Consider the following 25021-nt stretch of genomic DNA (forward strand, 5'->3'; position numbering starts at 1 on the left):
CGTGCGGTTTGCGGCGGATTATAAGGGAGCGACCCATCCTACGGCTCGATATCGGCCGCGACCCAGAAGGCCGGTAGAAACACCTCGGCCACCAGTACGCCGAGCGCGCCGCGACTGAAGCAGGAGCGCCGTCCCCACAGGCGTTCGGCGCGGGCCTCTGTCGGCAGCCAGGCGGCCGGGTAGCGGCAGACCTGCATCGCGCCGCGGTCGAAGGCGCGGTCGCTGAACAGCAGTTCGCCAAGGGAGCGGCTGCCCAGCTCCGCCAGGTTCAGCCCGGAGCCCTGCAGGGCGCTACGGGCCGCCACGCTGCGGGCGAACACCCAGGGTTGAGCATGGCCGCGCAGGTACACCTCGCGCACCCAGCCCTGGCTGCCCGGGGGCACGCCGAGGGCGCTGCATTCATCGCTGCGCAGCGGCTGCCAGCCTTCCTGCAGCGGGGTGACGCTGAAACCCTGGTGGGACAGGGCGGTCAGCCGTCGGGTCAGCGAATCTTCATTGAACAGCCAGTCGCGCACGGCCGTGGCGGGAACCGGATGCAGCTGACCGGCGGTTAGCCAGCGGGGCGGATGGGCTAGGACGGAGTGGGGCACGGCACGAAATCACCATGGATTGGAAGCGCGCGAGTCTAGCATGGCGCTTTGCCGGTGTAGGCCGGAGCGGGTGGCCGGAAGCGTGTGCTGCGCCCCGATAGGCGCACGCTCGCCGGGCGGGACCCGACTTTAGTTGGCCCGCCGGCGGGCGGCTTTCACCCTTCGGCCGCTTGGCGCACCCGCGCATTTACGGTAGTTTGCCTCGCGCAATAGCCGTGAGATTCGCCAGAGGTAGTTATGAAAAAGTGGCAATGTGTGGTCTGTGGACTGATTTACGACGAAAGCCAGGGTTGGCCCGATGAAGGCATCGCCGCTGGTACGCCGTGGCAGGATGTTCCGGAAGACTGGCTCTGCCCCGACTGTGGCGTGGGCAAGATGGATTTCGAAATGATTGAGATCGGTTGATCGGCAATCTTTAAACGGCGACCTGCGGGTCGCCGTTTTGTTTTGCCAGTGCGCATACTTAAGGCCGAACAAGCCGAATGATGGGCGAGGTGGGTATGCGCAAATGGCAGTGTGTGGTGTGTGGCTTTATCTATGACGAAGCCCTTGGCTGGCCCGAAGAGGGCATCGCCGCCGGTACGGCCTGGGAAGATATTCCCGCCGACTGGCTGTGCCCCGACTGCGGGGCCGGCAAGGCCGATTTCGAGATGATCGAGATCGCCTGAGAGGGTGTTTGCAACTGACTGCGCTCGGCCATGCTGCGTTGAAGTCGGCCCCTGAACCACACCCGCTACCCCTGGAAAATGCGTTCTGGTCATGGCCGCCCGTGCTGTCGCCAAGTTTGAGGAATCGATGATGAGTGCACCCGTAGTGATAGTCGGCACCGGCCTGGCCGGTTACAACCTGGCGCGCGAATGGCGCAAGCTCGACAGCGAGACGCCCCTGCTGCTGATCACCGCCGACGACGGGCGCTCCTATTCCAAGCCCATGCTCTCCACCGGTTTCGGCAAGAACAAGGATGCCGATGGCCTGAGCATGGCCGAGCCCGGGGCCATGGCCGAGCAGCTCAAGGCAGAAGTGCGTACCCACACCCGCATCAGCGGCATCGATCCGGGCCACAAGCAGCTGTGGATAGGCGAGGAGGCGGTGCCCTACCGCGACCTGATCCTGGCCTGGGGGGCCGAGCCGATCCGCGTGCCGGTGGCCGGGGATGCCCAGGATGCGATCCTGCCGATCAACGACCTGGAGGACTATGCGCGCTTCCGCACGGCGGTGGCGGGCAAGCAGCGCCTGCTGCTGCTCGGTGCCGGCCTGATCGGCTGCGAATTCGCCAACGACCTCAGCCTGGGCGGCTATCAGGTCGAGCTGGTGGCACCCTGCGAGCAGGTGATGCCCGGCCTGCTGCATCCGGCGGCGGCAGCGGCGGTACAGGCGGGGCTGGAAAGCCTCGGTGCGCGTTTCCACCTGGGCCCGGTGCTGGCCAGCCTCAACCACAAGGGTGCGGCCCTGGAAGCGCACCTCTCGGACGGCAGCGTGCTGAACTGCGACCTGGTGCTCTCGGCCGTGGGCCTGCGCCCACGCACCGAACTGGCCGCCGCCGCCGGCCTGGCGGTCAATCGCGGGGTGGTGGTGGATCGTCAGTTGCAGACGTCCCACGCCAATATCTATGCCCTCGGCGACTGCGCCGAGGTCGACGGCCTCAACCTGCTCTATGTCATGCCCCTGATGACCTGCGCCCGGGCCCTGGCCCAGACTCTGGCCGGCAAGCCGACCGCGGTGAGCTACGGGCCCATGCCGGTGACGGTGAAAACCCCGGTCTGCCCGCTGGTGGTGTCGCCGCCACCACGGGGTCTGCAAGGCGAATGGAGCGTGGAAGGCAGTGGCGGCGACATCAAGGCGCTGTGCCGCGACAGCAGCGGAGCCCTGCTCGGCTACGCGCTGACCGGAACGGCCGTGCAGGAAAAATTGGCGTTGAATAAGGCCTTGCCGCCGCTCATGGCGTAAATGGCGGCTGTTCTGTCGGTTATGTCTTTATGTTGTCCACTGAAACTGTCTGACAACACTGGCGCAGCTCCAAATGGCATGCCATTCTCGGTGGGTCTGCCGCAGCCCAGAGCTGTTGCGGCGCCTTGGACGCTGCTCGCGCAGAGCAGCCCCGGACACAACAACAAAAACCGTCAAAGAGGCATTTATGCGTAAACCGGAACTCGCCGCCGCCATCGCGGACAAGGCAGATCTGACTAAAGATCAGGCCAGCCGTGTACTCAACGCCGTACTCGAAGAAATCACTGGTGCATTGAACCGCAAGGACAGTGTCACCCTGGTGGGCTTCGGGACCTTCGTCCAACGCCATCGCGGTGCCCGCACCGGGAAGAACCCGCAAACCGGCGAGCCGGTGAAGATCAAGGCCAGCAACACTGTCGCCTTCAAACCGGGCAAATCGCTGAAAGACGCCGTCAACTAAGTTGCAAAACCCGGAGCCGCCAGGCTCCGGGTTGCTAGATCCGTTGTTTTCCCTCCTTTTAGCCGGATGTAGTCCCCGGTGCGAAGCGCTACAATGCGCGGCCTTTTCATACCCCTCGCGAGGCCTTGCGCATGAAATTCCGTTTTCTTCTGTGGATGCTGGGCCGCCTGATGGCCAAGGCCAGCCGTGACAATCCTGCGTTTCAGCAACAGCTCGAAGGCCGCGACATGGTCTTCCAGTTGCACACCCTGGACGGCAAGGTCGCCCGCCACTTTATCGTCAAGGACCGGCGCATCAGCAGCAAGCGCGGTCCGGCCAGCGAGCCCGCCTTCGCCCTGGGCTTCAAGGATGCCGCCTACGGTTTCGCCACCATGAGTGCGAAGAACAAGCAGCTGGCCTTTATGCAGGGCATCCAGAACAAGGAGATCCAGATCCAGGGTAACCCGGCACTGGTGATCTGGTTCCAGGGCTTGACCAAGTACCTGATGCCGAAGAAGAAAACCGAGGTGAAAAAAGCCGCCTGAGCCGCGTTGCCACGCGTCGGCGCTGGCCGGGGTGTCCCGCATTGGTTAGGCTGGGCCGAATTTTTTCGAGAGTTCGCCCATGCGTTTGCTGATTACCCTCCTGTGCCTGGCCGCCAGCCTGGCCCATGCCGCGCCGCCCAAAGCCGAAGCCTTTGCCCCGCTGTTCGAACTGGCCGGCATCCGCCTGATCTGCGAGCAGAGTGCGCCGCTGGTGCAGCGCGGCCTTGGCGAACAGCAGCAGGCGCAACTGGCCCGGCTGTTCGCCGCCGATGCCCTGTGCCTGGATCTGGCCAAGCGCATGGCGACCAGTTTCGACCAGGCGCGTCTGCAGCAAGCCCTGCGTGTGCTCGAGAGCCCGCTGGCGCTGGGTTTTACCGCCGCCGAGCGGGCGGTTGGCGAGGATGGCGCAGAGGACCTGGCCGCCTATCGCCAGCAACTGGCCGAGCGACCACCCCGGGAGGAGCGTCTGCAGTTGGTCAAGCGCCTGGATGCCGCGGCCCACACCACCGCACTGGCTACCCTGTTGCGTTATGAGGTCGGCAAGACCCAGGCCCTGCTGGCCCTCAAGGCCCGCGGCGAAAGCATCGATGAGCAGGCCCTGAGCAGCCAGACCCAGGCCCAGGAACAGGCCCTGCGGACGTCCAGTGCCACGGCGGTGGAGTCTTTTATGCTGTTCGCCTACCGGCGCATGCCCAGTGCACAACTGGCCGACTATGCGGCGCTCTACGAGGAGGACGCGGTCGCACTGCTGCTGGCTCGCAGCGTGGAAATCCTCCCCGAACTGTTCGCCGCGCGCCGCGCCCAGTTGCGCAAATAACCCCGGGCAGCCTTCGCGGTCGAGATCGCCCACATAAAAAACGCCCCCGTCGCAAATCCTTTAGGAGCGGCGGGAGTGCTTTTTGTTGGCTACGGCCAGGTGATCGGTTATGGGGCTCATGTGGGCGCGGGCTTGTCCGCGAATTTCGCGGCTGAAGCCCCTGCCACAGCTATGCAACAGCTAACGGCGTGTGCGCCTAACCCCGTCTACTTGAGCCGCTAGTACTGCGACGCCAGTTCGCGCAGGGCCACTTCGGCCGCCAGCACCTTGGTTACCGCTTCCTCGGCCTTGTCGCGGCTGATGCCCAGGTTGTCGAGCAGGTTCTGCGGGATTTCGCCCTGGGGGCCGGCCCCGATGCCGTGGTTGCGCAGCAGTTTTACCGCCAGGCACACCAGGTTCGGGTACACCGCGTGGGGGCCGTTGTAGTCGGTGTCGTGCTGGAAACGCAGGGCGCTGGCCAGTTCTTCCGGCATATCCCAGTAGCGCATCAGCCAGGCCCCGATCTGCTCGCGGCTGATCCCCAGCAGGTGCTGCTCGATATAGCTGGAAGGCAGGTGTGGGTTGACCTCCAGGTGGCGGCAGATCAGCGAGAAATGCGGCGGGAAGACGTGGGCCAGGACCAGATAGCCGAAGTTGTGCAGCAGCCCGGCGAGGTAGGTCAGGCCGGCTTCCGGGCGCTGGGCGCGGGGAATGGCGCGGGTCAGGCCCTCGATCACCGCGGCGGTGTAGATCGCCTGTTGCCAGTAGGGGGTGGCGTGCTGCGGCTGGTCCTTGGGCAGGCTCAGGGTCTTGCCCAGGGCCAGGCCCAGGGCCAGGTTGATCACCAGGTCGAAGCCCAGCACGCGGACGATGGCGTCCTCCACCGAGCGGATCTTGCCGGGGGCGGCGTAGTAGGGCGAGGCGGCCCAGCTGACCACCTGGGCGGCCAGGGCTGGGTCGGTTTCCACCACGCCGGTGATGTCGTCCACCGTGGCGTCCGGGTCGACCCGCAGCTTGATGATCTTCTGTGCGGTTTCCGGCAGCGGCGGGATCTCGATGGTTTCTTCCAGGCGCTGCTGGATGCGCCGGGCGGTAAAGGCCTGCACCGCCTGGGTGATCTCGGCGCGGTCGTCGTCGGGGCGGTCGAGGTTCAGGCGGATATTTTCCAGCGGCTCGCCGAAGCGCGCGGCGCTGGCCTTGCTCAGCAGGTTCTTGAAGGCCTCGGTGGGCAGCTCCAGGAGCACGCCGGGGGTGCCGGATTCGACAAACAGGCTGGGCACCTGCAACAGGCGCTCATCGTACAGGCAGGGCGAGCTGGTCAGCGGCGGCAGCCCGGGCAGCGCTTTCAGGTTGTGCTTGCCGAGCATGCGCTCCAGGCGCTCCGGCTTGACCGCGGTGAGCTGGCGGCCGGTCAGCTCGGTGAGGCGCTTGAGGTCGAGCAGCTGGCTTTGCGGGTAGAGCACCAGCAGGGCACCGACGGCATCGTCGAGCAGGACCGCCTGCAGGCGCTGCGCGGCCGGCAGGTTGGGCAGGTCGCTGCGCACCTGATAGCTCAGGCCCAGCTTCTCCAGGAGTTGCAGAATCACCGCTGGGGGTTGCGGTGCGGTGGAGGTGGAGAGGGCGAGTTCAGTCATGGCGATATCCGGCTGAGGCAGCAATGCGGCAAGTATATGCAGCTGTTGGGGTGGGCTAGGCGTTCAGGCGACGGATGCTCCGTGAACTGGTTCACACTTGCCCGTATTGTTGTCCGTGGCGCAGCCAGCGCTCCAGCAGCGGGCTGACATGCTGCGGCCAGCGCTCCAGCAGGGCCTGGGCGGCGTCGCGCACGGCCGGTAGCAGGTCGGCGTCGCGCATCAGGTCGGCCACCTTGAACTGCAGCAGGCCGGTCTGGCGGGTTCCGAGCATCTCGCCGGGGCCACGCAGTTCCAGGTCCTTTTCGGCGATGACGAAACCATCGCAGGTCTCGCGCATGATTGCCAGCCGTTCGCGGCCCAATTGCGACAGCGGCGGGTGGTAGAGCAGCAGGCAGTGGCTGGCGGCGCTACCGCGACCGACCCGGCCGCGCAGCTGGTGCAGCTGGGCCAGGCCGAGGCGCTCGGGGTTTTCGATAATCATCAGGCTGGCATTGGGCACGTCGACGCCCACCTCGATCACCGTGGTGGCCACCAGCAGCTGCAGCTGGCCCTGCTTGAAGCGGTCCATCACCGCGGCCTTTTCCGCCGGCTTCATGCGCCCGTGGATCAGCCCGACATGCAGCCCGCCCAGGGCCGCCGATAAATCCTCGAAGGTGGTCTCGGCGGCCTGGCAGGTGAGTTCCTCGGATTCCTCGATCAGGGTGCAGACCCAGTAGGCCTGCCGCCCTTCGTTGCAGGCCAGACGCACCCGCTCGATGACTTCCAGGCGGCGGCTGTCGGCGATCACCAGGGTATTGACCGGGGTGCGGCCGGGCGGCAGTTCGTCGAGGATCGAGGTGTCGAGGTCGGCATAGGCGCTCATCGCCAGGGTTCTGGGGATGGGCGTGGCGGTCATGATCAGCTGGTGCGGGCACATGCGCCCGCCGACGCCTTTCTGGCGTAGGGCCAGGCGCTGCTGCACGCCGAAGCGGTGCTGCTCGTCGATAATCACCAGCGCCAGTTTGTGGAATTGCACTTCATCCTGAAACAGCGCGTGGGTGCCGACCACCATGGGCACGCCGCTGCCTATCTGTTCCAGCGCCGCGGCGCGGGCCTTGCCCTTGAGCTTGCCGGCCAGCCAGGCGACTTCGATGCCCAGCGGCGCGAGCCATTTGCTGAAGGTGATGAAGTGCTGCTCGGCGAGGATCTCGGTGGGGGCCATCAGCGCCACCTGATAACCGGCTTCCAGGGCCTGCAGCGCGGCAAAGGCGGCGACCACCGTCTTGCCCGCGCCGACATCACCCTGCACCAGGCGCAGCATCGGCTCGTCCTGGCTGAGGTCGTAGGCGATCTCCGCACCGACCCGCTGCTGCGCGCCAGTGGGGGCGAAACCCAGGTTGGCCAGGTACTGCTGCGGCAGGGTTTTCGCCAGGGGCAGGGCGGGAGCCTGCTGCGCCCGTACGCTTTCGCGCAGGCGTTGCAGGGACAGCTGGTGGGTCAGCAGTTCCTCGAAGGCCAGGCGGTGCTGGGCCCAGTGCCGGCCCTCGGCCAGCTCCTCCAGATCGGCATCCGGCGGCGGCCGGTGCAGGTAGCGGATGGCCTGATCGAGCGGGCTGAGCTGGTAGTCGTCGGCCAGTTCGCGCGGCAACCAGTCCGGCAGGCTGTGCGGGCCGAGGCGGGCCAGGGCCTGTTCGCTCAAGGCGCGCAGGCGTTGCTGGGTCAGGCCTTCGGTGGTCGGGTAGATGGGCGTCAGGGTCTGTTCCACGGCAATCGGCTCGCTGCCCGACAGTGCGCGGTACTCCGGGTGGTAGATCTCCAGGCCCGAAGAGCCGGGGCGCACCTCGCCGTAGCAGCGCACCTGAGTGCCGCGCTTGAGGCCTTCCTTCTGCGCCTGACTGAAGTGATAGAAGCGCAAGGAGAGGGTGCCGCTGCCGTCCTGCAGGCGCACCAATAAGCTACGTCGCCTGCCCATCACCACATCCGCGCCGACGACCACCCCTTCAACCACGGCATCCTGACCCGGGCGCAACGCGCCGATCGGCACGATGCGGGTGCGGTCCTGGTAGCGCAGCGGCAGATGGAACAGCACGTCCTGCAGGGTTTCCAGGCCGACCTTGGCGAGCTTTTCGGCCAGGGCCGCGCCCACGCCTTTCAGCGCGGTCACCGATACAGCGGCCAGCTCGCTCATGCCCGGTCTCAGGCCTTCAGGGCTGGCGGGCGGGCCACCGAGCACAGGCGGATCGAGTCGGTCAGCACTTCGATGGCGTTGGGCCGCGGGAAGCTGGCGCGCCAGGCGATGGCCACGGTGCGGAACGGCGCGGGGGGGCTCAGGGGGCGCACTTCGATCACGCCGGGGGCGTAGTGGTGGCTGTCCACCGCGGAGAACGGCAGGATCGAGATGCCGAGGCCGGAGGCGACCATATGGCGGATGGTTTCCAGGGAGCTGGATTCCACCGTGGTGTGCTTGGCGCTGTCTTCGCCGCCCTTGCGCAGGCTCGGGCAGGCTTCCAGTACCTGATCGCGGAAGCAGTGGCCTTCGCCGAGCAGCAGCAGGCTCTTGTCGTTGAGCAGCTTGCTGTCGATGGTCTTCATCGCCGCCCAGGGGTGGCCGGCGGGCAGCAGGGCGTAGAAGGATTCGTCGTACAGCGGCTTGGTCAGGACATCGGCTTCCTGGAACGGCAGGGCGATGATGATCGCGTCCAGCTCGCCGTTGCGCAGCTTGTCGCGCAGTACGTGGGTGAAGTTTTCCTCGATATACAGCGGCATGTCCGGGGCGACCCGGTGCAGCTGCGGGATCAGGTGGGGGAACAGATAGGGCCCGACCGTGTAGATGGCCCCGATCTTCAGTGGCGCGGCCATCTGGTTCTTGCCGGCCTGGGCCAGCTCGCGGATGCTCTGGGCCTGCTCCAGCACCTTCTGCGCCTGGGTGACGATGCCCTCGCCGACCGGGGTCAGGCGTACCGCGCTCTTGCTGCGCTCGAAGATCAGCACGCCGAGCTCGTCCTCGAGCTTCTTGACTCCCACCGACAGGGTCGGCTGGCTGACATGGCAGCGTTCGGCGGCGCGACCGAAGTGTTGTTCCTGGGCCAGGGTGACGATGTAGCGCAGTTCGGTGAGGGTCATAGTGTTTATCCATTAAATTGCGCCTAAGCATAGCCTTTGCAATGCAATCAACCAACCGGGCTAAACTGCCCGCCTGCAAATACAGGGAGAAGCCCATGGCGGGTTCAGCGAGTCTTTTGATTGCCGGCTGCGGCGACGTCGGTAGCCGTCTGGGGCTGCGCCTGGCTGCGGCGGGCTGGACCGTGCATGGTCTGCGTCGCTCGGTTGCGCAGTTGCCCGCGCCGATCCTGGCGGTGCCCGGGGACCTGCGGGCCGATGCCTGTCCGCCGGCCTGGCCAGCCGGCCAGCTGGATTATCTGCTGTACTGCGCGGCGGCCACCGAGCATGACGAAGCCGGTTACCGCGCGGCCTATGTCGACGGCCTGCGCCGGGTGCTGGGCTGGCTGACCGAGCATGGGCAGCGGCCCAAGCGCCTGCTGTTCGTCTCCAGCAGCGGGGTCTATGGCCAGCAGGGCGGCGAGTGGGTCGACGAGACCTCGCCGGCCGAGGCCGAGGGCTATTCCGGGCGCATCATGCGCGAGGCCGAACGGCTGGCGCTGGGCAGCGGCCTGCCGGCCAGCCTGGTGCGCCTGACCGGGATCTACGGGCCGGGACGGCAGTGGCTGCTCAATCAGGTGCGCCAGGGCTACCGGGTGGCCAGCGAGCCGCCGCTGTATGGCAATCGTATTCATGTCGACGATGCGGCCGGCCTGCTGGCCCACCTGCTGCAAGCCGATGCCCGCGGGGTAGCCCTGGAGGACTGCTACCTCGGTGTCGACGATACGCCCGCGCCGCTGCACGAGGTGGTGGCCTGGTTGCGCGAGCAGCTCGGAGTCAGCCACTGGGCGGAGCAGGCGACGGTGCGTCGCGCCGGCAGCAAGCGCTGCAGCAATGCCCGTGCCCGTGCCCTGGGCTGGGTGCCGCAGTACCCCAGCTACCGTGAGGGCTACCGCGCGATCCTGGCGGGGCGCTGAGGTGGACGCCAATCGGCTGCTGGCGCGTACCTGGCTACCGGGGGTGGAGCTCTTCCATGCCGATTTTTCCGGGCAGGCGTTTGCGCGCCACAGCCACGATGCCTTCGCCATCGGGGCCATCCTCCAGGGCGTTGGTGGCTACCAGTGCCGAGGGGCGCGGCATGCCCTGCCGGCCGGCACCCTGTCGCTGATGAATCCGCAGGAGGCCCATAACGGCTATGCCGAGTCCGAGCGTCTGGTGTATCGCATGCTCTATGTCGAAGAGAGTCGTCTGCCGCACCTGCTGGGGCGCAAGCGCCTGCCGCGGGGCTTTGCCGAGTTGAACCCGGCGGACGATGGTGCGGTGACTCTGGGCTTGGCGCGGCTGGCGGCGGCGTTCGAGCAGGCGGATGTGCTGACCCTGGAAAGCGAGCTGCTGACCCTGTTGGAGCGAGTGTTCCTGCGCCATGGCGGGTTGCCGGCGGCCCAGGGCGCGCGGCGCGATGGCGGGGTGACCCTGGCCCTGCGCGATTACCTGGAGGCGCACTATGCCGAGGCCATCAGCCTGGAGCAGCTGGGCCGGCAGTTGCAGCGTCATCCGCGTCACCTGATCGAGGCGTTTCGCCGGGTCTACGGCGTACCGCCGCATACCTACCTGCTGCAGCGTCGGGTCCGCGAGGCCAAGCGCCGCTTGCTTGGGGGCCAGGCGCTGGCGGCGGTGGCGCTGGACCTGGGCTTTTACGATCAGGCGCATTTCTCCACGACATTCAAGCGTTTTACCGGGGTCAGCCCCGGGCTGTTTCGCCGCTCGACCGCCTGAGTTTCTTCCAAGACCGGCCCTGGCCGCCCCTTGAGACTGCTCCCGTTCAATTAGGGAGTGGTTTATGTTCGCCTTGTTTGTGCTGGTCGCCAGCACCCATTTCGCCGCCCTGCTGTCGCCGGGGCCGGATTTCTTTCTGCTGATCCGCGCCGCGCTGCTCAAGGGCCGGCTGCAGGCGGATGGCTGCGCCGCCGGGATCGCCCTGGCCAATCTGCTGAGCATGTTGCTGGTGCTGTTGGCCCTCGGTCTGTTGCCGGCCGAGGGCGGCTGGCTATGGCCTGTTCTGCAGGTCGCGGGTGGGGCCTATTTCATCTGGCTCGGTGGCCAGGCGCTGTGCTCGCGGCGGCGGCTGGAGCTGACGACGGTTGCACCGCAGGCGTGCGCGGGCACCTGGGCGGACGGCCTGCGCGAGGGACTGCTGGCCAGCTGCCTGAATCCCAAGTTGCCGATTTTCTACGCCGGCTTGTTCGGCGTGCTGCGCGAGGCGGCGATGCCCGCCTGGGGGATGCTGCTGAGCATGCTGTGGATGACGCTGGTGGTGCTGGTCTGGGACCTGGCCCTGGTACGTCTGCTCGGGCAGGCACGCTGGCGCAGCTGGTTGCAGCGGCGCGTGGCCTGGCTAGACCGGCTATGCGGCGGCTTGCTGCTGGCCCTCGGCCTGTGGTTGCTGCTGGGCTAGTCGCGTTGCCAGCGCCAGGCACCGGACGGCACGGCGGAGTCGGGACACATGGCGTGCCCCGGTCGAGCCGAACGGCGGGGCGCGTTGCCCCGCCGGAGGGACTTACTCGAGGACCAGGATCGCGTCCATTTCCACTTGGGCACCCTTCGGCAGTGCGGCTACGCCGATGGCGGCGCGGGCCGGGTAGGGTTGCTGGAAGTAGCGGCCCATGACTTCGTTGACGGTGGCGAAGTGCGCCAGGTCGGTGAGGAAGATGTTCAGCTTGACCACGTCCTTGAACGAGCCGCCGGCGGCTTCCATGACGGCCTTGAGGTTTTCGAACACCTGCACGGTTTGCGCTTCGAAGCCTTCCACCAGTTCCATGGTTTTCGGGTCCAGAGGGATCTGGCCGGACATGTAGATGGTGTTGCCGGCCTTGATCGCCTGGGAGTAGGTGCCAATGGCGGCTGGGGCCTGATCGCTGCTGATAACGCTCTTGCTCATGGGAGTTCCTTGATTAGGGTGTTGAGAATGACGCACGCCGCAGGTGTGCGACGCACCGTCGTGTCCTGCGCGCGAGTTGCGCTTAGGCTCAGGCTGCATAGGGTGGTCGATAGCCAGGGGTGCTGTCAAAGCGACAGGCAATGTAAAAGATATTTCCCAGTGACTATAGGGTCATTCGTCGGTGCAGGGTTTTGTCGAGCAGATAACAGGCGCTGCTTGCCGGCTCGCTGGAGCGCGGCAAACCGACTTCAGATTTCGACTATTGCTACCTGTGGTTGACCGGCTAGTTGAGGTTGCAACGACAGGCGCGCGGCGCTACGCCGGGCAATGTCGCGGTAGGCCAGGGCCAAACTGCCCTCGGGTGCGCTGACCACTATCGGCAGGCCGTCGTCGGCACCGAGGCGGATGCGAATATCCAGCGGCAGTTCACCGAGCACTTGGCTGCCGTACTGCTCGGCCATGCGTCGCGCACCGCCGCTGCCGAAAATATGCTCCTCATGGCCGCACTGGCTGCATACATGCAGGCTCATGTTCTCGATGATGCCGAGCACTGGCACATTGACCTTGTCGAACATCTTCAGGCCCTTGCGGGCATCGAGCAGGGCGATGTCCTGGGGCGTGGTGACGATCAGTGCGGCGGAAACGGGCATGCGCTGGGCCAGTGTGAGGTGGATATCGCCGGTACCCGGTGGCAGGTCGACGATCAGATAGTCGAGGTCGTTCCAGGCGGTTTCATTGAGCAGGCGGGTCAGCGCCTGGCTGATCATCGGTCCGCGCCAGATCACCGGGGCTTCCTCGTCGACCAGAAAACCTATCGACATGCACTGCAGGCCATGGCCGAGCATCGGTTGCAGTTTGCCATCGCGGCTTTCCGGCAGACCGGACAGACCGAGCAGGCGCGGCTGGCTGGGGCCATAGAGGTCGGCATCCAGCATGCCGACCCGCGCCCCATCGGCGGCCAGCGCCAGGGCCAGATTGGTGGCGGTGGTCGACTTGCCCACCCCGCCTTTGCCCGAGGCTACGGCGATCAGTTGCTTGGCTGCGGGCAGCGCCTGGAGGGTCGCCGGTGATGCCTCGACGGCCCAGTTCACATGAATTTCCACCGCTTCGGCAGCGGTTTGCGCCAGTAAATAACCGCGCAGTTGCTCCGCGAGGATTTGCTGGTAACCCTCGGCCGGAAAGCCCAGCTGGATCGTCAGGCACAACTGCCCGTCCGTTACATCCAGGCTGCGCACGGCCCCGGCCGAAATCAGATCGCAGCCGAGATAGGGCTCGATCCATTGGCCGAGGGCCAGTTCAGCCTGCTGCAGCAGTGGGCTTGGCATAAGGTCTAGGGCGAAAAGGCTCATGGCGTGCTCCTAAAGAAATACGGTGGTTATGCGGGACCAAACAGGGCCAGTAGCGCCATTGCAGTCAGCAATAGCCCGGCACTTAGCAGCACCAGTAGGAAAAAGGGTTTCCAGCCCTGGGCGAGCAGTTCGCCGAGGCTGGTACGCATGCCTAGCGCGGCCATGGCCAACAACAGGCAGATATGCGATGCCGCTACCAGTACCTCGCGCACGCCGGCTGGTAACCAGCCCAGGCTGTTGAGGCCGAACAGCGTGAGAAAGCCCAGCAGGAAATAAGGAAACTCGCCGGTGCTGCTATCGCGACTGCGCAGCAGCACGCTGAACAGCAGCACCAGTGGTGCCAGCAGGGCGACCCGCAGCAGCTTGGTCAGGGTGGCGACATCGCCGGCGCTGTCGGACACCAGATAACCGGCAGCGGCGGCCTGGGCCACGTCATGAATGCTGGCACCAAGCAGCAGGCCACTGTCCAGGGTGCTGTAGTCGAGGGCCGCCAGCAGCGGCGGATAGAGCAGCATCGACAGAGTGCCGAGTGCGGTGACGCCAACCACAACGCCGAGTAGACGACGTTCTTCCAGGCGTCCTGCAGGAATGATCGCGGCCACTGCGATGGCCGCCGATACTCCGCAGATGGCCACTGCCACGCCTGCAACCAGGCTGTGCAGGGGCGGCAGGCGCAGCCAGCGACCCAGCAAAAGGGCCGCGCCGATGATCAGCGGAGTACTGCCGAGTACCACCAGTAGCGGCAGACTACCGACTGCCAGCAGTTGCTCGATACCGATGCGAGCACCGAGCAGGGCCACGCCGATGCGCAGCACCTGGCGGCTACAAAACCCTACGCCCGGTTGCAGGCGCGCATCGCCTGCCTGGCTGGCGAAACCGAAGCCCAGCAGTAACACCAGCAGCAGCGCTGGCGCGTTGTAGTGTTCGGCGAGAAAACTGCCCGCCAACGTCAGTACCACGCCCAGGGCGATGCCTGGATACAGGCGGCGCAGGCTGGCAAACGGCGGTGCCAGCAGTTGCAGGGCGCGCGTGGGCATCACAGGCGCTCGCCCAGTTCGCGCAGATAGGCCCAAGGGTAGAGCCCGCGGTAGTGACCGTCGCTGAAGAACAGCTGCAGCCCGCTGATGCCCGAGACTTCCAGCTTGTCGACACTGACATCGGCGTCAATCAGGCTCAGGGCACCGCTTTGGCGAGCCTGGGTGCAGGATGAGCAGGCACAGCTCTTGCGTAGTGCCAGGCAGCTCAGGCGGCTGAGCTGCCCATCCGGCCAAAGCACTTCGAGGGCTTTCTGCGCCTTGCGCAGGCGGATTTCGCTGGGGGCGGCGGTTAGAATTTGGGTGTTCGTGGCCATGCTTATCTCCAGTAGACGCTATTTCGTCGGCAGGGGCGGTTCGCCGTTGGGCACCAACAGGGTCGGTACTTCCGGCGGTCTGACCTGGCGCTGCTCGCTGTCCAGCGGGCGCGCGCTGCCGGTGGCCGCGGCGCTGGCGATCAACGCTGCCAGCAGGGCGCGTTCAAACCAGGGTTTAAAGCGCTCGGGCACAGTCAGCGCTCCAGAAATTGCAGCTTGTCGGCCTGGTCGACCCAGTTATCGGCGTCGACCAGAGGTGCCAGGGTCTGGCTAAGCAGTGGCCAGAATTGCGCCAGCTCGGCATTCAGCTCGATGAAGTGGCTCTGCTCGGGCGGCACTTCCTTGTCGGCGAATATCGCGTCGGCCGGACATTCCGGTGCGCACAGGCTGCAGTCGATGCAAGCCTCGGGATTGATCACCAGAAAGTTCGGCCCTTCGTGGAAGCAGTCGGTCGGGCACACTTCGACGCAGTCGGTGTATTTGCAGCGGATGCAGTTTTCGGTCACTACGTAGGTCATCGGGTCTTCCTCGCTTCGTGATAGGGAGCGGTAAAAACGCTCCCGCGCGACGCCTGCAGCCGGTCTTAAGCGGCGGCATCCAGTTTCGACAGGGCCCAGCGGGCCAGCTTGCGCACGTCCGGATCGGGGTCCTGCATGGCGGTTTCGACGAATGGCCGACCGGCGCTGTGGCCGATGCTGCCGAGCGCGCCGATCGCCGCCTTGCGCAGGTTGCTCATGGGGTCGCGGGCGCAGACGCCAAGGGCCGGGATGGCACCCACCGCGGCGAGCTTGCCGAGGGCGTCGACGGCTTTTTCGCGAACCTGCCAGAAGCTGTCGTGGGTGGCGTCCACCAGCGGTTGCAGCGCCGCCTGGCAATCCAGTTTGCCCAGACTGACCGCGGCTTCGACGCGGACCTGCCAATGCTCGTCCTGGAGGATCTCGATCAGGCTCGGCCCGACCTGCTCGGCTTCGGCGTAGACCAGCGCACCGGCCGCGGCGCGGCGCACCTCGGCATCCGGGTCCTGCTGCGCGCGCTGCATCAGCGCCGGCAGGTTCTCCGGCTGCTTGAGCCAGCCGATGACCGCCACCGCCTCGCGGCGCACCTGGGCATCGGCATCGTTCAGACGCAGTAGCGCCGGGGCCTGGGCCGCTGGATTGCGCAGCGGCTTGAGCGCCCGCAGGATGCCGGCGACCACGAAGCTGTCCTGGCTCTGCTCCAGGGCCGCGAGCAACGGCATGGCGGCGGCCGGGTCCTTGAGGTCGGCAAGGGCGTGGGCGGCGGCGTTACGCACCACTTCGTCGTTGTCGCCGAGGGCGGCGATCAGCGCATCGGCGATATCCGCGGCATCGAACTCGTCGACCACCTTGGCCGCCTCCTGGCGTACCGCGGGATCGGGGTCGTTAAGGGCCAGAATCAGCAGTTCGGCCGCTTCCGGTTCGCCGCAATCGACCAGGTCGAGCACCGCCACCCGGCGGATCGCGGGGTCGGTCGAGGCGAGATTGGCGGCGAGGGCCTGCAAGCGGGGATCGTCATAGTGTTTCATGGGCAATTCCTTGATCAGCGCAGCAAATAGGGGATGTTGACCTTCACTGCATCGGTCGGGCAGTCGGTCTCGCAGGGCATGCAGTACCAGCATTCGTCGTATTTCATATGGGCCTTGCCGCTGTCCGGGTTGATCCACAGGACATCCAGTGGGCAGACGTCGATGCACACACGACAGCCCTTGTCGGCGATGCATTTGTCCTCGTCGACGATGACGGGAACGCTGGAACGGTGATTGGCTACAGGCATGGGTTATCTCCTCGAATTGCATTGGCGTGCGGGCGCGGCAGTGGCGCCCACACTGCTCGATCAGGCATTGGCGGCTTTCTTCACGCGCAACTTGCTGTAGGCGTCCTTCTCGTCGCCGAGGGCCACCACGTAGTCGGCGACCGGGCGTTTGCCGTGGGCCATCTGGCCGTCTGCGTCCTTGAACAGGCGGCTGTGGTAGAACCACTCGGCGTCGTTTTGCTCGGGGAAATCGACCCGGTAGTGGTACAGGCCCCAGCGCGATTCGGTGCGGTACAGCGAGGCGCGTGCGGCCATCTCGGCGCAGTCGATGATCGATTGCACTTCCAGGGCGCGCAGCAGTTCGTGGGGGTCGGCGGCGAAGAGTTTGGGCACATCCGCGCGCACGGCGAGGATGCGTTCCAGGCCGATCTCCAGCTTCTTGGTGACTTTGGGCGGCTGCAGGTAATCGTTTACCAGGCGGCGTACCTTGTATTCCATCTGCTCCGGCGGGATGCCGTCCTTGACCAGCAGCGGCGCCTGGATGCGCGCCAGTTCGGCGGCGATAAACGCCTCGTCGAGCTGAATTTCGCCACGGGCCTGGGCGAAGGCGGTGGCGCTCTCGCCGCAGATCTGCCCGTAGACGAAGGCACCAAGCATGTAGTTGTGCGCTACCGAGGCCATGTCGCCGGCACCGTACAGGCCGGGCACCGTGGTCGCGCCGGTTTCGTCGGTCCACACCCCGGAGGCCGAGTGGCCGGAGCAGAAGCCGATCTCGGAGATATGCATCTCGACCATGCGCTGGCGGTAGTCGACCTGGCGGCCCTCGTGGAAGCGCCCGCGGGTCGGCCGCTCGTTGGTGTGCAGCACGGTCTCGATTTCCTGGATGGTTTCCTCGGCCAGGTGATCGAGCTTGAGGAACACCGGACCGGTGCCGGACTCCAGCTCCTTGAAGAACTCCAGCATCATCTGCCCGGACCAGTAGTCGCACTCGATAAAGCGCTCGCCGTAGGCGTTGGCGGTGAAGCCGCCGAGCGGGCCGGTGACGTAGGCGCAGGCCGGGCCGTTGTAGTCCTTGAGCAGCGGGTTGACCTGGAAGCACTCCAGGTTCACCAGGTCGGCACCGACGTGATAGGCCATGGCATGGCCGTCGCCGCAGTTGGCCGGGTTCTCGTAGGTGCCGAACAGGTAGCCGGAATTCGGCAGGCCGATGCGCCCGGCGGCGCCGGTGGCCATGATCACCGCCTTGGCGCGGATGATGATTGGCTCGGCGGTGCGGGTGTTGACCCCGATCATCCCGGCGATATTGCCCTCGGCATCCTTGAGCAGGCGGGTGGCCTGGAAGCGGTTTTCGATTTCCACCCGCACCCGGCGCAGGCGGCGGTAGAGGATCTTCTTGACGTTATGGCCCTCGGGCATCGGCAGCACGTAGGTGCCGAGGTGATGGACCTTCTTCATGTCGTAGTCGCCGGTTTCGTCCTTCTGGAAGTGCACGCCCCAGGAATCGAGCTTCTCGATCATCGGAAACGAGCGCTGGGCGTAGGCCAGCAGCGCCGGTTGATGGACGATGCCGTCGTTGGCGATGGTGATTTCCTTGACGTACTGCTCGGGCGTGGCGTGGCCGGGGACCACGGCGTTGTTGAGGCCGTCCATGCCCATGCAGATGGCACCGGAGCGCTTGACGTTGGCCTTCTCCAGCAGGATCACCTTGAGGCTCGGGTCCAGCTCCTTGACGGTCACGGCGGCCATCGGGCCGGCGGTGCCGCCGCCAATTACCAGCACGTCGGTGTCGATCACCGGGATGCCATTGATGTGGGTGGTAGTCATAGTCGTCTCCTATTTCCGATCCACTCGGAACTGGTATTTGAATGAGTCGCCGCGGTAGCAGAGGTATTCGAAATCGATCGGGCGGCCGCCGCGGTCGTGGGTCAGGCGCTCGACCCGCAGGATCGCTTCGCCGGCCTTGAGGCCGAGCAGGTGCTGCACCTCGTCGTCGGCGAGCATGGCGTCGAGGCCGATATCGGCGCGGCCAAGGGCAATGCCGAAGAGGTTTTCCAGCATCGGGAAGATGTCGCCGGAGAGGTCCAGGCCGAACAGCCTGCGGCCGATATCCAGGGGGAAGTAGCTGTTCTCCACGCACACCGCCTCGCGGTTGAGGTAGCGCACGCGCTTGACCTCGACCACGTCTTCGCCGGGCGTAAGATGCAGGGCGGCGACCACCGCCTTGGGCGGCTTGCGCTGTTGGATCGAGAGCAGCCGCGCGGTGGCCTCGTAACCCTGGGCCGCCATGGCCTCGCCGAAGCCCTGCAGGCGCTGCACGTTCTGCACCGCCTTGGGTTTGCTGACGTAGGTGCCCTTGCCCTGGGCGCTGAACACCAGGCCCTCGTTGTGCAAGTCGCGCAGGGCCTGGCGAATGGTGATGCGGCTGACGCCGTAGGCCTGCATCAGCTGGTTCTCCGAGGGCAGGCGGGCGTGTACCGCGTAGCTGCCTTCGAGGATCTGCTGGCGCAGGCTGTCGCGGATCTGCACATACAGCGGCAGTGGCGACTGCCCGGGGGCGAGCTGTTGGATGCCGTTCACGGGGGAAATCTCCAGCCTGTCATGACAGGTCATGTCGAGCGCGGACGTGAGTAAGGGCTGTGCGTTCATGGCTCAGCCCACCTGGTTCTGTTGTTGGAAAGCGCACAGGGTTTCCTGACGGATCAGCTCCATGCACTGGCGCTTGAGGGCGATGAACTCGGGGCTGGTCAGCAGGCTCTGCTCGCGCGGGCGCGGCAGCGGCACCGCGATGTCGGCGATGATCCGGCCTGGGCTGGCGCTCATCACCACGATGCGGTCGGAGAGGAACACCGCCTCGTCGATGTCGTGGGTAACGAACACCAGGGTATTGCGGAACTCGCGCCAGATCTGCAGCAGGTTCTCCTGCATCATGATTCGCGTCTGCGCATCCAGGGCGCCGAACGGCTCGTCCATCAGCAGCACGCTGGGGTAGTTGGCCAGGGCGCGGGCGATGCCGACGCGCTGCTGCATACCGCCGGACAGGGTGCTCGGGTAGGCTTCCTCGAACGCCGCCAGGCCCACCAGGGAAAGGAAGGTGCGCGCCACGCTCATGGCCTCGTTGCGCCCGACGCCGGCCATCAGCGGGCCGAAGGCGACGTTGTCGCGCACGGTTTTCCAGGGGAACAGCGAGTGCTGCTGGAACACCATGCCGCGATCCGGGCCGGGCTCGGTAACGGCCAAACCGTCGATGCTCAAGCTGCCGCGGGTCGGCTGAACGAAGCCGGCGATGGCGTTGAGCAGGGTCGACTTGCCGCAGCCGGACGGGCCGAGCAGGCAGACAAATTCACCGGGTTTGATTTCCAGCTGGGCGTTCTGCACCGCGGCGCGCTTGCCGCCGTTGTGGTCGAACTCGATATGCACGTCCTGCACGCGGATATGCCCGCGCCCGCTGGTTTCGGCCTGGGCGCGCTGGCGGCTGTGGTCGAGCACGGCCAGGCGGTTGTCGATGACGGCGCTGTTCATGGCCGGCCTCCTTTGGCTTGCCAGCGCAGCAGCGGGGTACAGGCCTTGCGCACGAGCAACGTGCAGAGGGTGCCGAGACCGCCGATGGTGAGCATGCCGATGATGATTTGCGGGTACTGGATCAGGGTGTAGGAGGTCCAGGTGAAGTAGCCGATGCCGTACTGGCCGCTGATGATTTCCCCGGCCAGCAGAGAGAACCAGGCCACGCCCATGCCGATCGCCAGGCCCGCGACTATGCTCGGCATGGCACCGGGAATGACCACGTGCCAGAGGATCGCGCGCTTGCTCGCGCCCAGGCTGCGGGCGGCGCGCACCAGCACGTCGGGGGTCTGCTCGACACCGTGCACGGTGTTCAGCACGATGGGAAAGAGCGCGCCGAGAAAGGTGATAAAGACGATGCTCGACTGCTCGCTCGGCAGCATCAGGATCGCCAGGGGAATCCAGGCCACCGCCGGGATCGGCCGCAGCAGCTCGATATACGGCAGGATGATGTCCTCGGCCCAGCGCGAGCGGCCCATCAGCACCCCGAGCAGCACGCCGAGGACCACCGCCATGGCGTAGGCGATGGCGATGCGTTCCAGGCTGTGACCGATATGCAGGTAGAACTCCTGGCTGGCCAGTTGCACCAGCAAGGCTTCGCCGACCACCACGGGGGTGGGGATGTTTTCGAAGTTCAGCAACAGGTTGAAGTCGTTGCTGGCGGCTAAATGCCAGAGCAGCACGGCCATCACCAGGGCACCTGTGCGCACCAGGTAGTGGGCGAAATTGGCCGGCAGGTGCCGCCGGCGTGGCGTCGGCGCGGTTGGGCTCGGACTCGGCGGCACCGCCAGCAGCGCAGGGCTGACCGCATCCGCAGGCTGCAACGCAAGGTTCTGTTTAACGCTCATGGTCAATCCTCGGCTCAGGTGCGCCCGTGCGCTCTGCGGCGCGTGGGGCGCTCAGGCGGATTAGGGCAGCATGGCCAGCGGTTCGGCGCTTAGCAGCGCAGTGCCGCCGTGCTGGGCGACGTGCTGCTGCGAGTCGGCTTTCTTCATAAAGGCCAGCACCTCGCCGCTCTTGTCCTTGACCAGGTAGGCGGCCTTGCCGAACAGCTTGAGCCCGGTGAGGTTGTCGTAGACGTAGGTGCTGTTGATCGCCTGACCATCGGCCTTGGCTTCCTCGGCGGCGGCGAGCATGGCGGCGACGCTGTCGTAGGCCACCACACCCTTATCCTTGAACCAGATTTCCGCGGGCTTGAGTGCCGGGTTGCGCGGCTCTGAAGCCACCACGCTGGCGACCATGGCGTCGTAGTCCAGGCCGCTGGCGGCGTAGGCTTTCTTCAGGTAGCTGGCGTCGATCCAGGCGGCGAAATCCAGGTCGGGGATCTTCATCTCTTTCTGCAGCAGCGCATGGTCGTACTTCAGCGCCTCGACCCATTGCGGCTTGATACTGGCTTCCATGGTGGAGATGCCGCCGTTGCTGAAATAGAGGTAGAGCACCTCCTTCTCCGCGCCGGTCCATTCGGCGACCTGGGTGGCGGCAGTCATCGGATCGTCCTGAATCCAGCGCTGTGCTTCCAGCGTCGCCATCAGCACCGCCTCGACCACTTCCGGGTACTGCTTGGCGAATTCATCGCGTACCACGATGCCGTGGAAGGTCGGCACCCCGGCCTCGCTGCCGTCGAAGATCTTTCGTGCGGTGCCGCGGAATTCCATGATCTCCGACCAGGGGCAGAAATCGGCGTGGGCGTCGATCTTGCCGGCGGCGATATTGGCCGCGCCCACTGGCGGGCTCTGGTTGGCGATGCTGACCTTGTCGAACAGGTCGGCGTCACGCAGCGCCTTGAGCGTCATGCCCCAGGCGGCGCTGCCGACCGGTACCGAAATAGTCTTGCCAGCAAGATCGGCCAACGACTGCACCGAAGAGGCGGCCGGCACTACGATGGCGTTGCCGGTGCCCTTGAGGTTGTAGCCGGTCACCGCGATAAAGCGGCTCTGCTGCTTGCCGGTTTCCTGGAACTTGGCGCCGTTGACGATCAAGGGGTAGTCGCCCATCACACCGAAATCCAGCTTGCCGGCGAGCATCTGGTTGGTGATCGGCGGGCCGGAGTCGTAGTCGCGAAATTCGATGGTGTATTTCGCATCGGCGTACTTGCCGGCGGTTGGCAGGTACTTTTCGATCAGTTTGAGTTTCTCCAGCACGATGCCGCCGGAAACGGTGTTGGTGACCATGCTCTGATGGCCGATACCGATGGTGATTTTCTCTGCAGCGGCCGCGCCGCTGAACGCCAGAATCGAGCCGAATAGCAGGGTGGTGAACAGGCTGTTTGGGTTGTGCATAGTCTTCCCCTTGTCGGTTGGGCAACTTGTACTAACAGGACATAACGCCTGCTTTGAAAGGTGCACCGGCCGTGCCAGGGGGCGCCGAAATCGGCATAGATGACTGTTTTTAAACAGCTAATTGCGAGGTTTTATGACCCTTCGGTCAAGCGTGATTTTTCGCTCAATCGCCCTTTGCTGGTGCGTTGCGCGCGCGCAAGAGCCAAGCCGGCGCAAGCGCTGGCGCGGGGTCTAGAACAAGTAAGGCAAGTGCAGGAGAGATGCGGGCGGGATAAGTACAGTTTGTGGGCTGTTCTAGGAGGGTTTTGCTCGCTTAAGCGCGTACGCGGGATATATGCACCACGCCTTTGAGCGCGCGCAGCTTCTTGATCACGCGGGCCAGGTGGACGCGATCATGCACGCTGACGATGAGCTGGACCACACTGATGCGGCCGTCGCGCTCGTCCATGCTGATCTTCTCGATATTGCCGTCGGCGGCGTTGACGCTACCGGCCAGCAGGGCGATCAGGCCGCGCTGGTGTTCCAGCTCGACGCGCAGCTCGACATTGAATTCGCCGGCGACATCCTTGGCCCAGGACAGCTGGATGCACTTCTCCGGGTTGTGCCGGATTTCACCGATATTCCTGCAGGTTTCCAGGTGCACCACCATGCCCTTGCCGGCGGACAGGTGGCCAACGATGGGGTCGCCGGGGATCGGCGTGCAGCATTTCGCATAGCTCAGCACCAGGCCTTCGGTGCCGCGGATCGCCAGTGGGCCTTCGGTGTTCTGCAGGGTTTCGCCGCCTTCGCTGAGCAGGCGGCGCGCCACCACATAGGCCATGCGATTGCCCAGGCCGATGTCTTCGAGCAGGTCTTCGATGACCTCCAGGCGATATTCGTCGAGCACCGCCTTGACCCGTTCCGGCGCAAGCTTCTCGACCCGGCTGTTGAAGCCGGCCAGCACCTTGTTGAGCAGACGCTCGCCGAGGCTGATCGACTCGGAACGGCGTTGCAGCTTGAGGGCGTGGCGGATATGGGTACGCGCCTTGCCGGTGACCACGAAGTTGAGCCAGGCCGGGTTCGGCCGTGCGCCGGGGGCGCTGACGATTTCCACCGTGGCCCCGCTCTGCAGCGGCTCGGACAGCGGTGCCAGGCGACGATTGATGCGGCAGGCGATGCAGGTGTTGCCGACGTCGGTGTGCACCGCGTAGGCAAAATCGACCGCGGTCGAACCCTTGGGCAGCTCCATGATCCGCCCCTTGGGGGTGAAGACATAGACCTCGTCGGGGAACAGGTCGATCTTCACGCTTTCGATAAATTCCAGCGAGTTGCCGGCGCGCTGCTGCATCTCCAGCACGCCCTTGACCCACTGCCGGGCGCGAGCGTGGCTGCCCTTGGGCTGGTCTTCCTCGTTGGATTTGTACAGCCAGTGGGCGGCGATGCCGTTGTTGGCCAACTCTTCCATCTCGCGGGTGCGGATCTGGATCTCGATCGGCACGCCGTGCATGCCGAACAGGGTGGTGTGCAGCGACTGGTAGCCGTTGGCCTTGGGGATCGCGATGTAGTCCTTGAAGCGGCCCGGCAGCGGCTTGTACAGATTGTGCACGGCACCAAGCACGCGGTAGCAGGTGTCGACCTTGTCGACGATGATGCGGAAGGCGTAGACGTCCATGATCTCGTTGAAGGCTCGACGCTTGCCGCGCATCTTCTGGTAGATGCCATAGAGGTGCTTCTCGCGGCCCATCACCTCGCCTTCCATGCCCTCGCGGGCCAGGCAGTGGCTGATCGATTCCTCGATCTTGTTGACGATTTCCTTGCGGTTGCCGCGGGCCCGGCGCACGGCGGCGCGGATGCGCTCGGAGCGCATCGGGTGCATGGCCTTGAAGCCCAGGTCCTCGAACTCGATGCGCATGCTGTGCATGCCCAGGCGGTTGGCGATGGGCGCGTAGATTTCCAGGGTTTCCTTGGCGATACGCCGGCGTTTTTCGCCGGACAGCACTTCCAGAGTACGCATGTTGTGCAGGCGGTCGGCCAGCTTGACCAGGATCACGCGGATATCGCGGGCCATGGCCATGGCCATTTTCTGGAAGTTCTCGGCCTGGGCCTCGGCCTTGGTCTCGAAGTTCATCTGGGTCAGCTTGCTGACCCCATCGACCAGCTCGGCCACGGATTCGCCGAACTGCGCGTCGAGGGCTTCCTTGGCGATACCGGTGTCTTCGATCACGTCATGCAGCATGGCGGCCATCAGGCTCTGATGGTCCATGTGCATATCGGCGAGGATGCTCGCCACCGCCAGGGGGTGGGTGACGTAGGCTTCGCCGCTACGGCGGCGCTGGCCGTCGTGGGCCTGCTCGGCGTAGAAATAGGCGCGACGGATCAGATTGACCTGGTCGTCGTCGAGGTAGGTCGAAAGTCTGTCGGCGAGGGCGTCTATGCTCGGCATGGGCGTTCCCCCTGCCGATTCAGATAACCCTGCGCCTGGCGACGTCGACCCTGCATAGGCTTACAGAGGCTCGTTGGCCTCTTCCTCGAATGCGGCAAACAGCGGTTCTTCCTCGACAATCTCGTCCTGGGCGATGACGTCGTAGCTCATCAGGCCGGCAGCGATTTCGCGCAGGGCGACTACGGTCGGCTTGTCGTTTTCCCAGGCGAGCTTCGGCTCTTTGCCGCCGGTGGCCAGCTGGCGCGAACGCTTGGTGGCGAGCATGACCAGCTCAAAGCGGTTATCAACGTGATCCAGGCAATCTTCGACGGTAACGCGGGCCATG

General features: G+C 65.5%; 28 protein-coding genes. 9 read left to right on the top strand and 19 right to left on the bottom strand.

Translation table 11 applies throughout. From position 1 onward, the window contains the following. Positions 1-38: 38 nt before the first annotated feature. On the bottom strand, positions 39-590 hold the full coding sequence (locus AACY13_RS00505; protein ID WP_339458325.1) for a chorismate--pyruvate lyase family protein: 552 nt from the start codon (positions 588-590) through the stop codon (positions 39-41). A 237-nt stretch (positions 591-827) separates the two neighbouring features. Here AACY13_RS00505 and AACY13_RS00510 point away from each other — a divergent pair, with 237 nt between their 5' ends. The 6 genes from AACY13_RS00510 to AACY13_RS00535 all read left to right on the top strand — a co-directional run bounded on the left by AACY13_RS00510 (position 828) and on the right by AACY13_RS00535 (position 4338). Then, positions 828-995, top strand: a complete 168-nt coding sequence (locus AACY13_RS00510) for a rubredoxin (RefSeq protein WP_339458327.1) — start codon at positions 828-830, stop codon at positions 993-995. Positions 996-1090: 95 nt separating this feature from the next. Continuing rightward, entirely contained in the window at positions 1091-1258 is a 168-nt protein-coding gene (locus AACY13_RS00515; RefSeq protein WP_339458329.1) for a rubredoxin, read from the top strand. Between the two features lie 130 nt (positions 1259-1388). Continuing rightward, entirely contained in the window at positions 1389-2537 is a 1149-nt protein-coding gene (locus AACY13_RS00520; protein ID WP_339458331.1) for an NAD(P)/FAD-dependent oxidoreductase, read from the top strand. A 187-nt stretch (positions 2538-2724) separates the two neighbouring features. After that, positions 2725-2997 carry an HU family DNA-binding protein gene (locus AACY13_RS00525; RefSeq protein WP_339458332.1) on the top strand — a complete coding sequence of 91 codons (273 nt, stop codon included), beginning with the start codon at positions 2725-2727 and terminating at the stop codon, positions 2995-2997. A gap of 131 nt (positions 2998-3128) precedes the next feature. Then, entirely contained in the window at positions 3129-3521 is a 393-nt protein-coding gene (locus AACY13_RS00530; RefSeq protein ID WP_339458334.1) for a helicase, read from the top strand. 79 nt (positions 3522-3600) lie between these two features. Next, a complete protein-coding gene (locus AACY13_RS00535) occupies positions 3601-4338 on the top strand; it encodes a hypothetical protein (RefSeq protein ID WP_339458335.1) in 738 nt (245 codons plus the stop codon). Positions 4339-4556: 218 nt separating this feature from the next. Here the strand turns inward: AACY13_RS00535 and AACY13_RS00540 are convergent, their stop codons facing one another. From AACY13_RS00540 to AACY13_RS00550, 3 genes are all read right to left on the bottom strand, one after another. Further along, positions 4557-5951, bottom strand: a complete 1395-nt coding sequence (locus tag AACY13_RS00540; RefSeq protein WP_339458337.1) for an aminoacyl-tRNA deacylase and HDOD domain-containing protein — start codon at positions 5949-5951, stop codon at positions 4557-4559. Positions 5952-6042: 91 nt separating this feature from the next. Beyond that, positions 6043-8118, bottom strand: coding sequence for an ATP-dependent DNA helicase RecG (gene recG, locus AACY13_RS00545; protein WP_339458339.1), 2076 nt, complete (start codon positions 8116-8118; stop codon positions 6043-6045). An 8-nt stretch (positions 8119-8126) separates the two neighbouring features. Beyond that, positions 8127-9053 carry a hydrogen peroxide-inducible genes activator gene (locus AACY13_RS00550; RefSeq protein ID WP_339458340.1) on the bottom strand — a complete coding sequence of 309 codons (927 nt, stop codon included), beginning with the start codon at positions 9051-9053 and terminating at the stop codon, positions 8127-8129. Positions 9054-9148: 95 nt separating this feature from the next. Between AACY13_RS00550 and AACY13_RS00555 the strand changes: the two genes are divergently transcribed. From AACY13_RS00555 to AACY13_RS00565, 3 genes are all read left to right on the top strand, one after another. Continuing rightward, positions 9149-10006: an SDR family oxidoreductase gene (locus AACY13_RS00555; RefSeq protein WP_339458341.1), complete on the top strand. Its 858-nt coding sequence runs from the start codon at positions 9149-9151 to the stop codon at positions 10004-10006. Between the two features lies 1 nt (position 10007). Next, positions 10008-10805, top strand: a complete 798-nt coding sequence (locus AACY13_RS00560) for a helix-turn-helix transcriptional regulator (RefSeq protein WP_339458343.1) — start codon at positions 10008-10010, stop codon at positions 10803-10805. A gap of 64 nt (positions 10806-10869) precedes the next feature. Beyond that, a complete protein-coding gene (locus AACY13_RS00565; protein ID WP_339458345.1) occupies positions 10870-11484 on the top strand; it encodes a LysE family translocator in 615 nt (204 codons plus the stop codon). A gap of 102 nt (positions 11485-11586) precedes the next feature. Here the strand turns inward: AACY13_RS00565 and AACY13_RS00570 are convergent, their stop codons facing one another. From AACY13_RS00570 to rpoZ, 15 genes are all read right to left on the bottom strand, one after another. Next, entirely contained in the window at positions 11587-11967 is a 381-nt protein-coding gene (locus tag AACY13_RS00570) for a RidA family protein (RefSeq protein WP_339458347.1), read from the bottom strand. A gap of 248 nt (positions 11968-12215) precedes the next feature. Beyond that, positions 12216-13316 (bottom strand): iron-sulfur cluster carrier protein ApbC, encoded by a 1101-nt coding sequence (gene apbC / locus AACY13_RS00575; RefSeq protein WP_339458349.1) that lies wholly within the window; start codon positions 13314-13316, stop codon positions 12216-12218. 26 nt (positions 13317-13342) lie between these two features. After that, positions 13343-14353 carry a YeiH family protein gene (locus AACY13_RS00580; protein WP_339458350.1) on the bottom strand — a complete coding sequence of 337 codons (1011 nt, stop codon included), beginning with the start codon at positions 14351-14353 and terminating at the stop codon, positions 13343-13345. Beyond that, positions 14353-14667, bottom strand: a complete 315-nt coding sequence (locus tag AACY13_RS00585) for a DUF971 domain-containing protein (RefSeq protein WP_339458352.1) — start codon at positions 14665-14667, stop codon at positions 14353-14355. The genes AACY13_RS00580 and AACY13_RS00585 overlap by 1 nt, the downstream gene beginning before the upstream one ends. Before the next feature lie 18 nt (positions 14668-14685). Then, positions 14686-14859, bottom strand: coding sequence for a hypothetical protein (locus tag AACY13_RS00590; protein ID WP_339458354.1), 174 nt, complete (start codon positions 14857-14859; stop codon positions 14686-14688). 2 nt (positions 14860-14861) lie between these two features. Beyond that, positions 14862-15185 carry a ferredoxin FdxA gene (gene fdxA / locus AACY13_RS00595; protein WP_339458355.1) on the bottom strand — a complete coding sequence of 108 codons (324 nt, stop codon included), beginning with the start codon at positions 15183-15185 and terminating at the stop codon, positions 14862-14864. Between the two features lie 65 nt (positions 15186-15250). After that, the gene (locus AACY13_RS00600) at positions 15251-16210 is read right to left on the bottom strand and encodes a HEAT repeat domain-containing protein (RefSeq protein ID WP_339458356.1); all 960 of its coding nucleotides are present in this window, start codon (positions 16208-16210) and stop codon (positions 15251-15253) included. 14 nt (positions 16211-16224) lie between these two features. Continuing rightward, a complete protein-coding gene (locus AACY13_RS00605) occupies positions 16225-16458 on the bottom strand; it encodes a 4Fe-4S dicluster domain-containing protein (RefSeq protein ID WP_339458358.1) in 234 nt (77 codons plus the stop codon). A gap of 60 nt (positions 16459-16518) precedes the next feature. Then, positions 16519-18261 (bottom strand): fumarate reductase/succinate dehydrogenase flavoprotein subunit, encoded by a 1743-nt coding sequence (locus tag AACY13_RS00610; protein ID WP_339458360.1) that lies wholly within the window; start codon positions 18259-18261, stop codon positions 16519-16521. A 9-nt stretch (positions 18262-18270) separates the two neighbouring features. Further along, positions 18271-19014 (bottom strand): GntR family transcriptional regulator, encoded by a 744-nt coding sequence (locus AACY13_RS00615; protein ID WP_339458361.1) that lies wholly within the window; start codon positions 19012-19014, stop codon positions 18271-18273. A 72-nt stretch (positions 19015-19086) separates the two neighbouring features. After that, on the bottom strand, positions 19087-19956 hold the full coding sequence (locus AACY13_RS00620) for an ABC transporter ATP-binding protein (RefSeq protein WP_339458363.1): 870 nt from the start codon (positions 19954-19956) through the stop codon (positions 19087-19089). After that, a complete protein-coding gene (locus AACY13_RS00625; RefSeq protein WP_445262509.1) occupies positions 19953-20843 on the bottom strand; it encodes an ABC transporter permease in 891 nt (296 codons plus the stop codon). The genes AACY13_RS00620 and AACY13_RS00625 overlap by 4 nt, the downstream gene beginning before the upstream one ends. Positions 20844-20903: 60 nt before the next feature. Further along, the gene (locus AACY13_RS00630) at positions 20904-22274 is read right to left on the bottom strand and encodes an ABC transporter substrate-binding protein (RefSeq protein ID WP_339458365.1); all 1371 of its coding nucleotides are present in this window, start codon (positions 22272-22274) and stop codon (positions 20904-20906) included. Between the two features lie 313 nt (positions 22275-22587). Continuing rightward, complete coding sequence (spoT, locus tag AACY13_RS00635) at positions 22588-24696, bottom strand: bifunctional GTP diphosphokinase/guanosine-3',5'-bis pyrophosphate 3'-pyrophosphohydrolase (RefSeq protein ID WP_339458366.1); 2109 nt, start codon at positions 24694-24696, stop codon at positions 22588-22590. Positions 24697-24756: 60 nt separating this feature from the next. Continuing rightward, a complete protein-coding gene (rpoZ, locus tag AACY13_RS00640) occupies positions 24757-25020 on the bottom strand; it encodes a DNA-directed RNA polymerase subunit omega (protein WP_305621687.1) in 264 nt (87 codons plus the stop codon). Position 25021: the final 1 nt, after the last annotated feature.

It is taken from the genome of Pseudomonas sp. EA_105y_Pfl2_R69 (assembly GCF_963970915.1).
Classification (GTDB): domain Bacteria; phylum Pseudomonadota; class Gammaproteobacteria; order Pseudomonadales; family Pseudomonadaceae; genus Aquipseudomonas.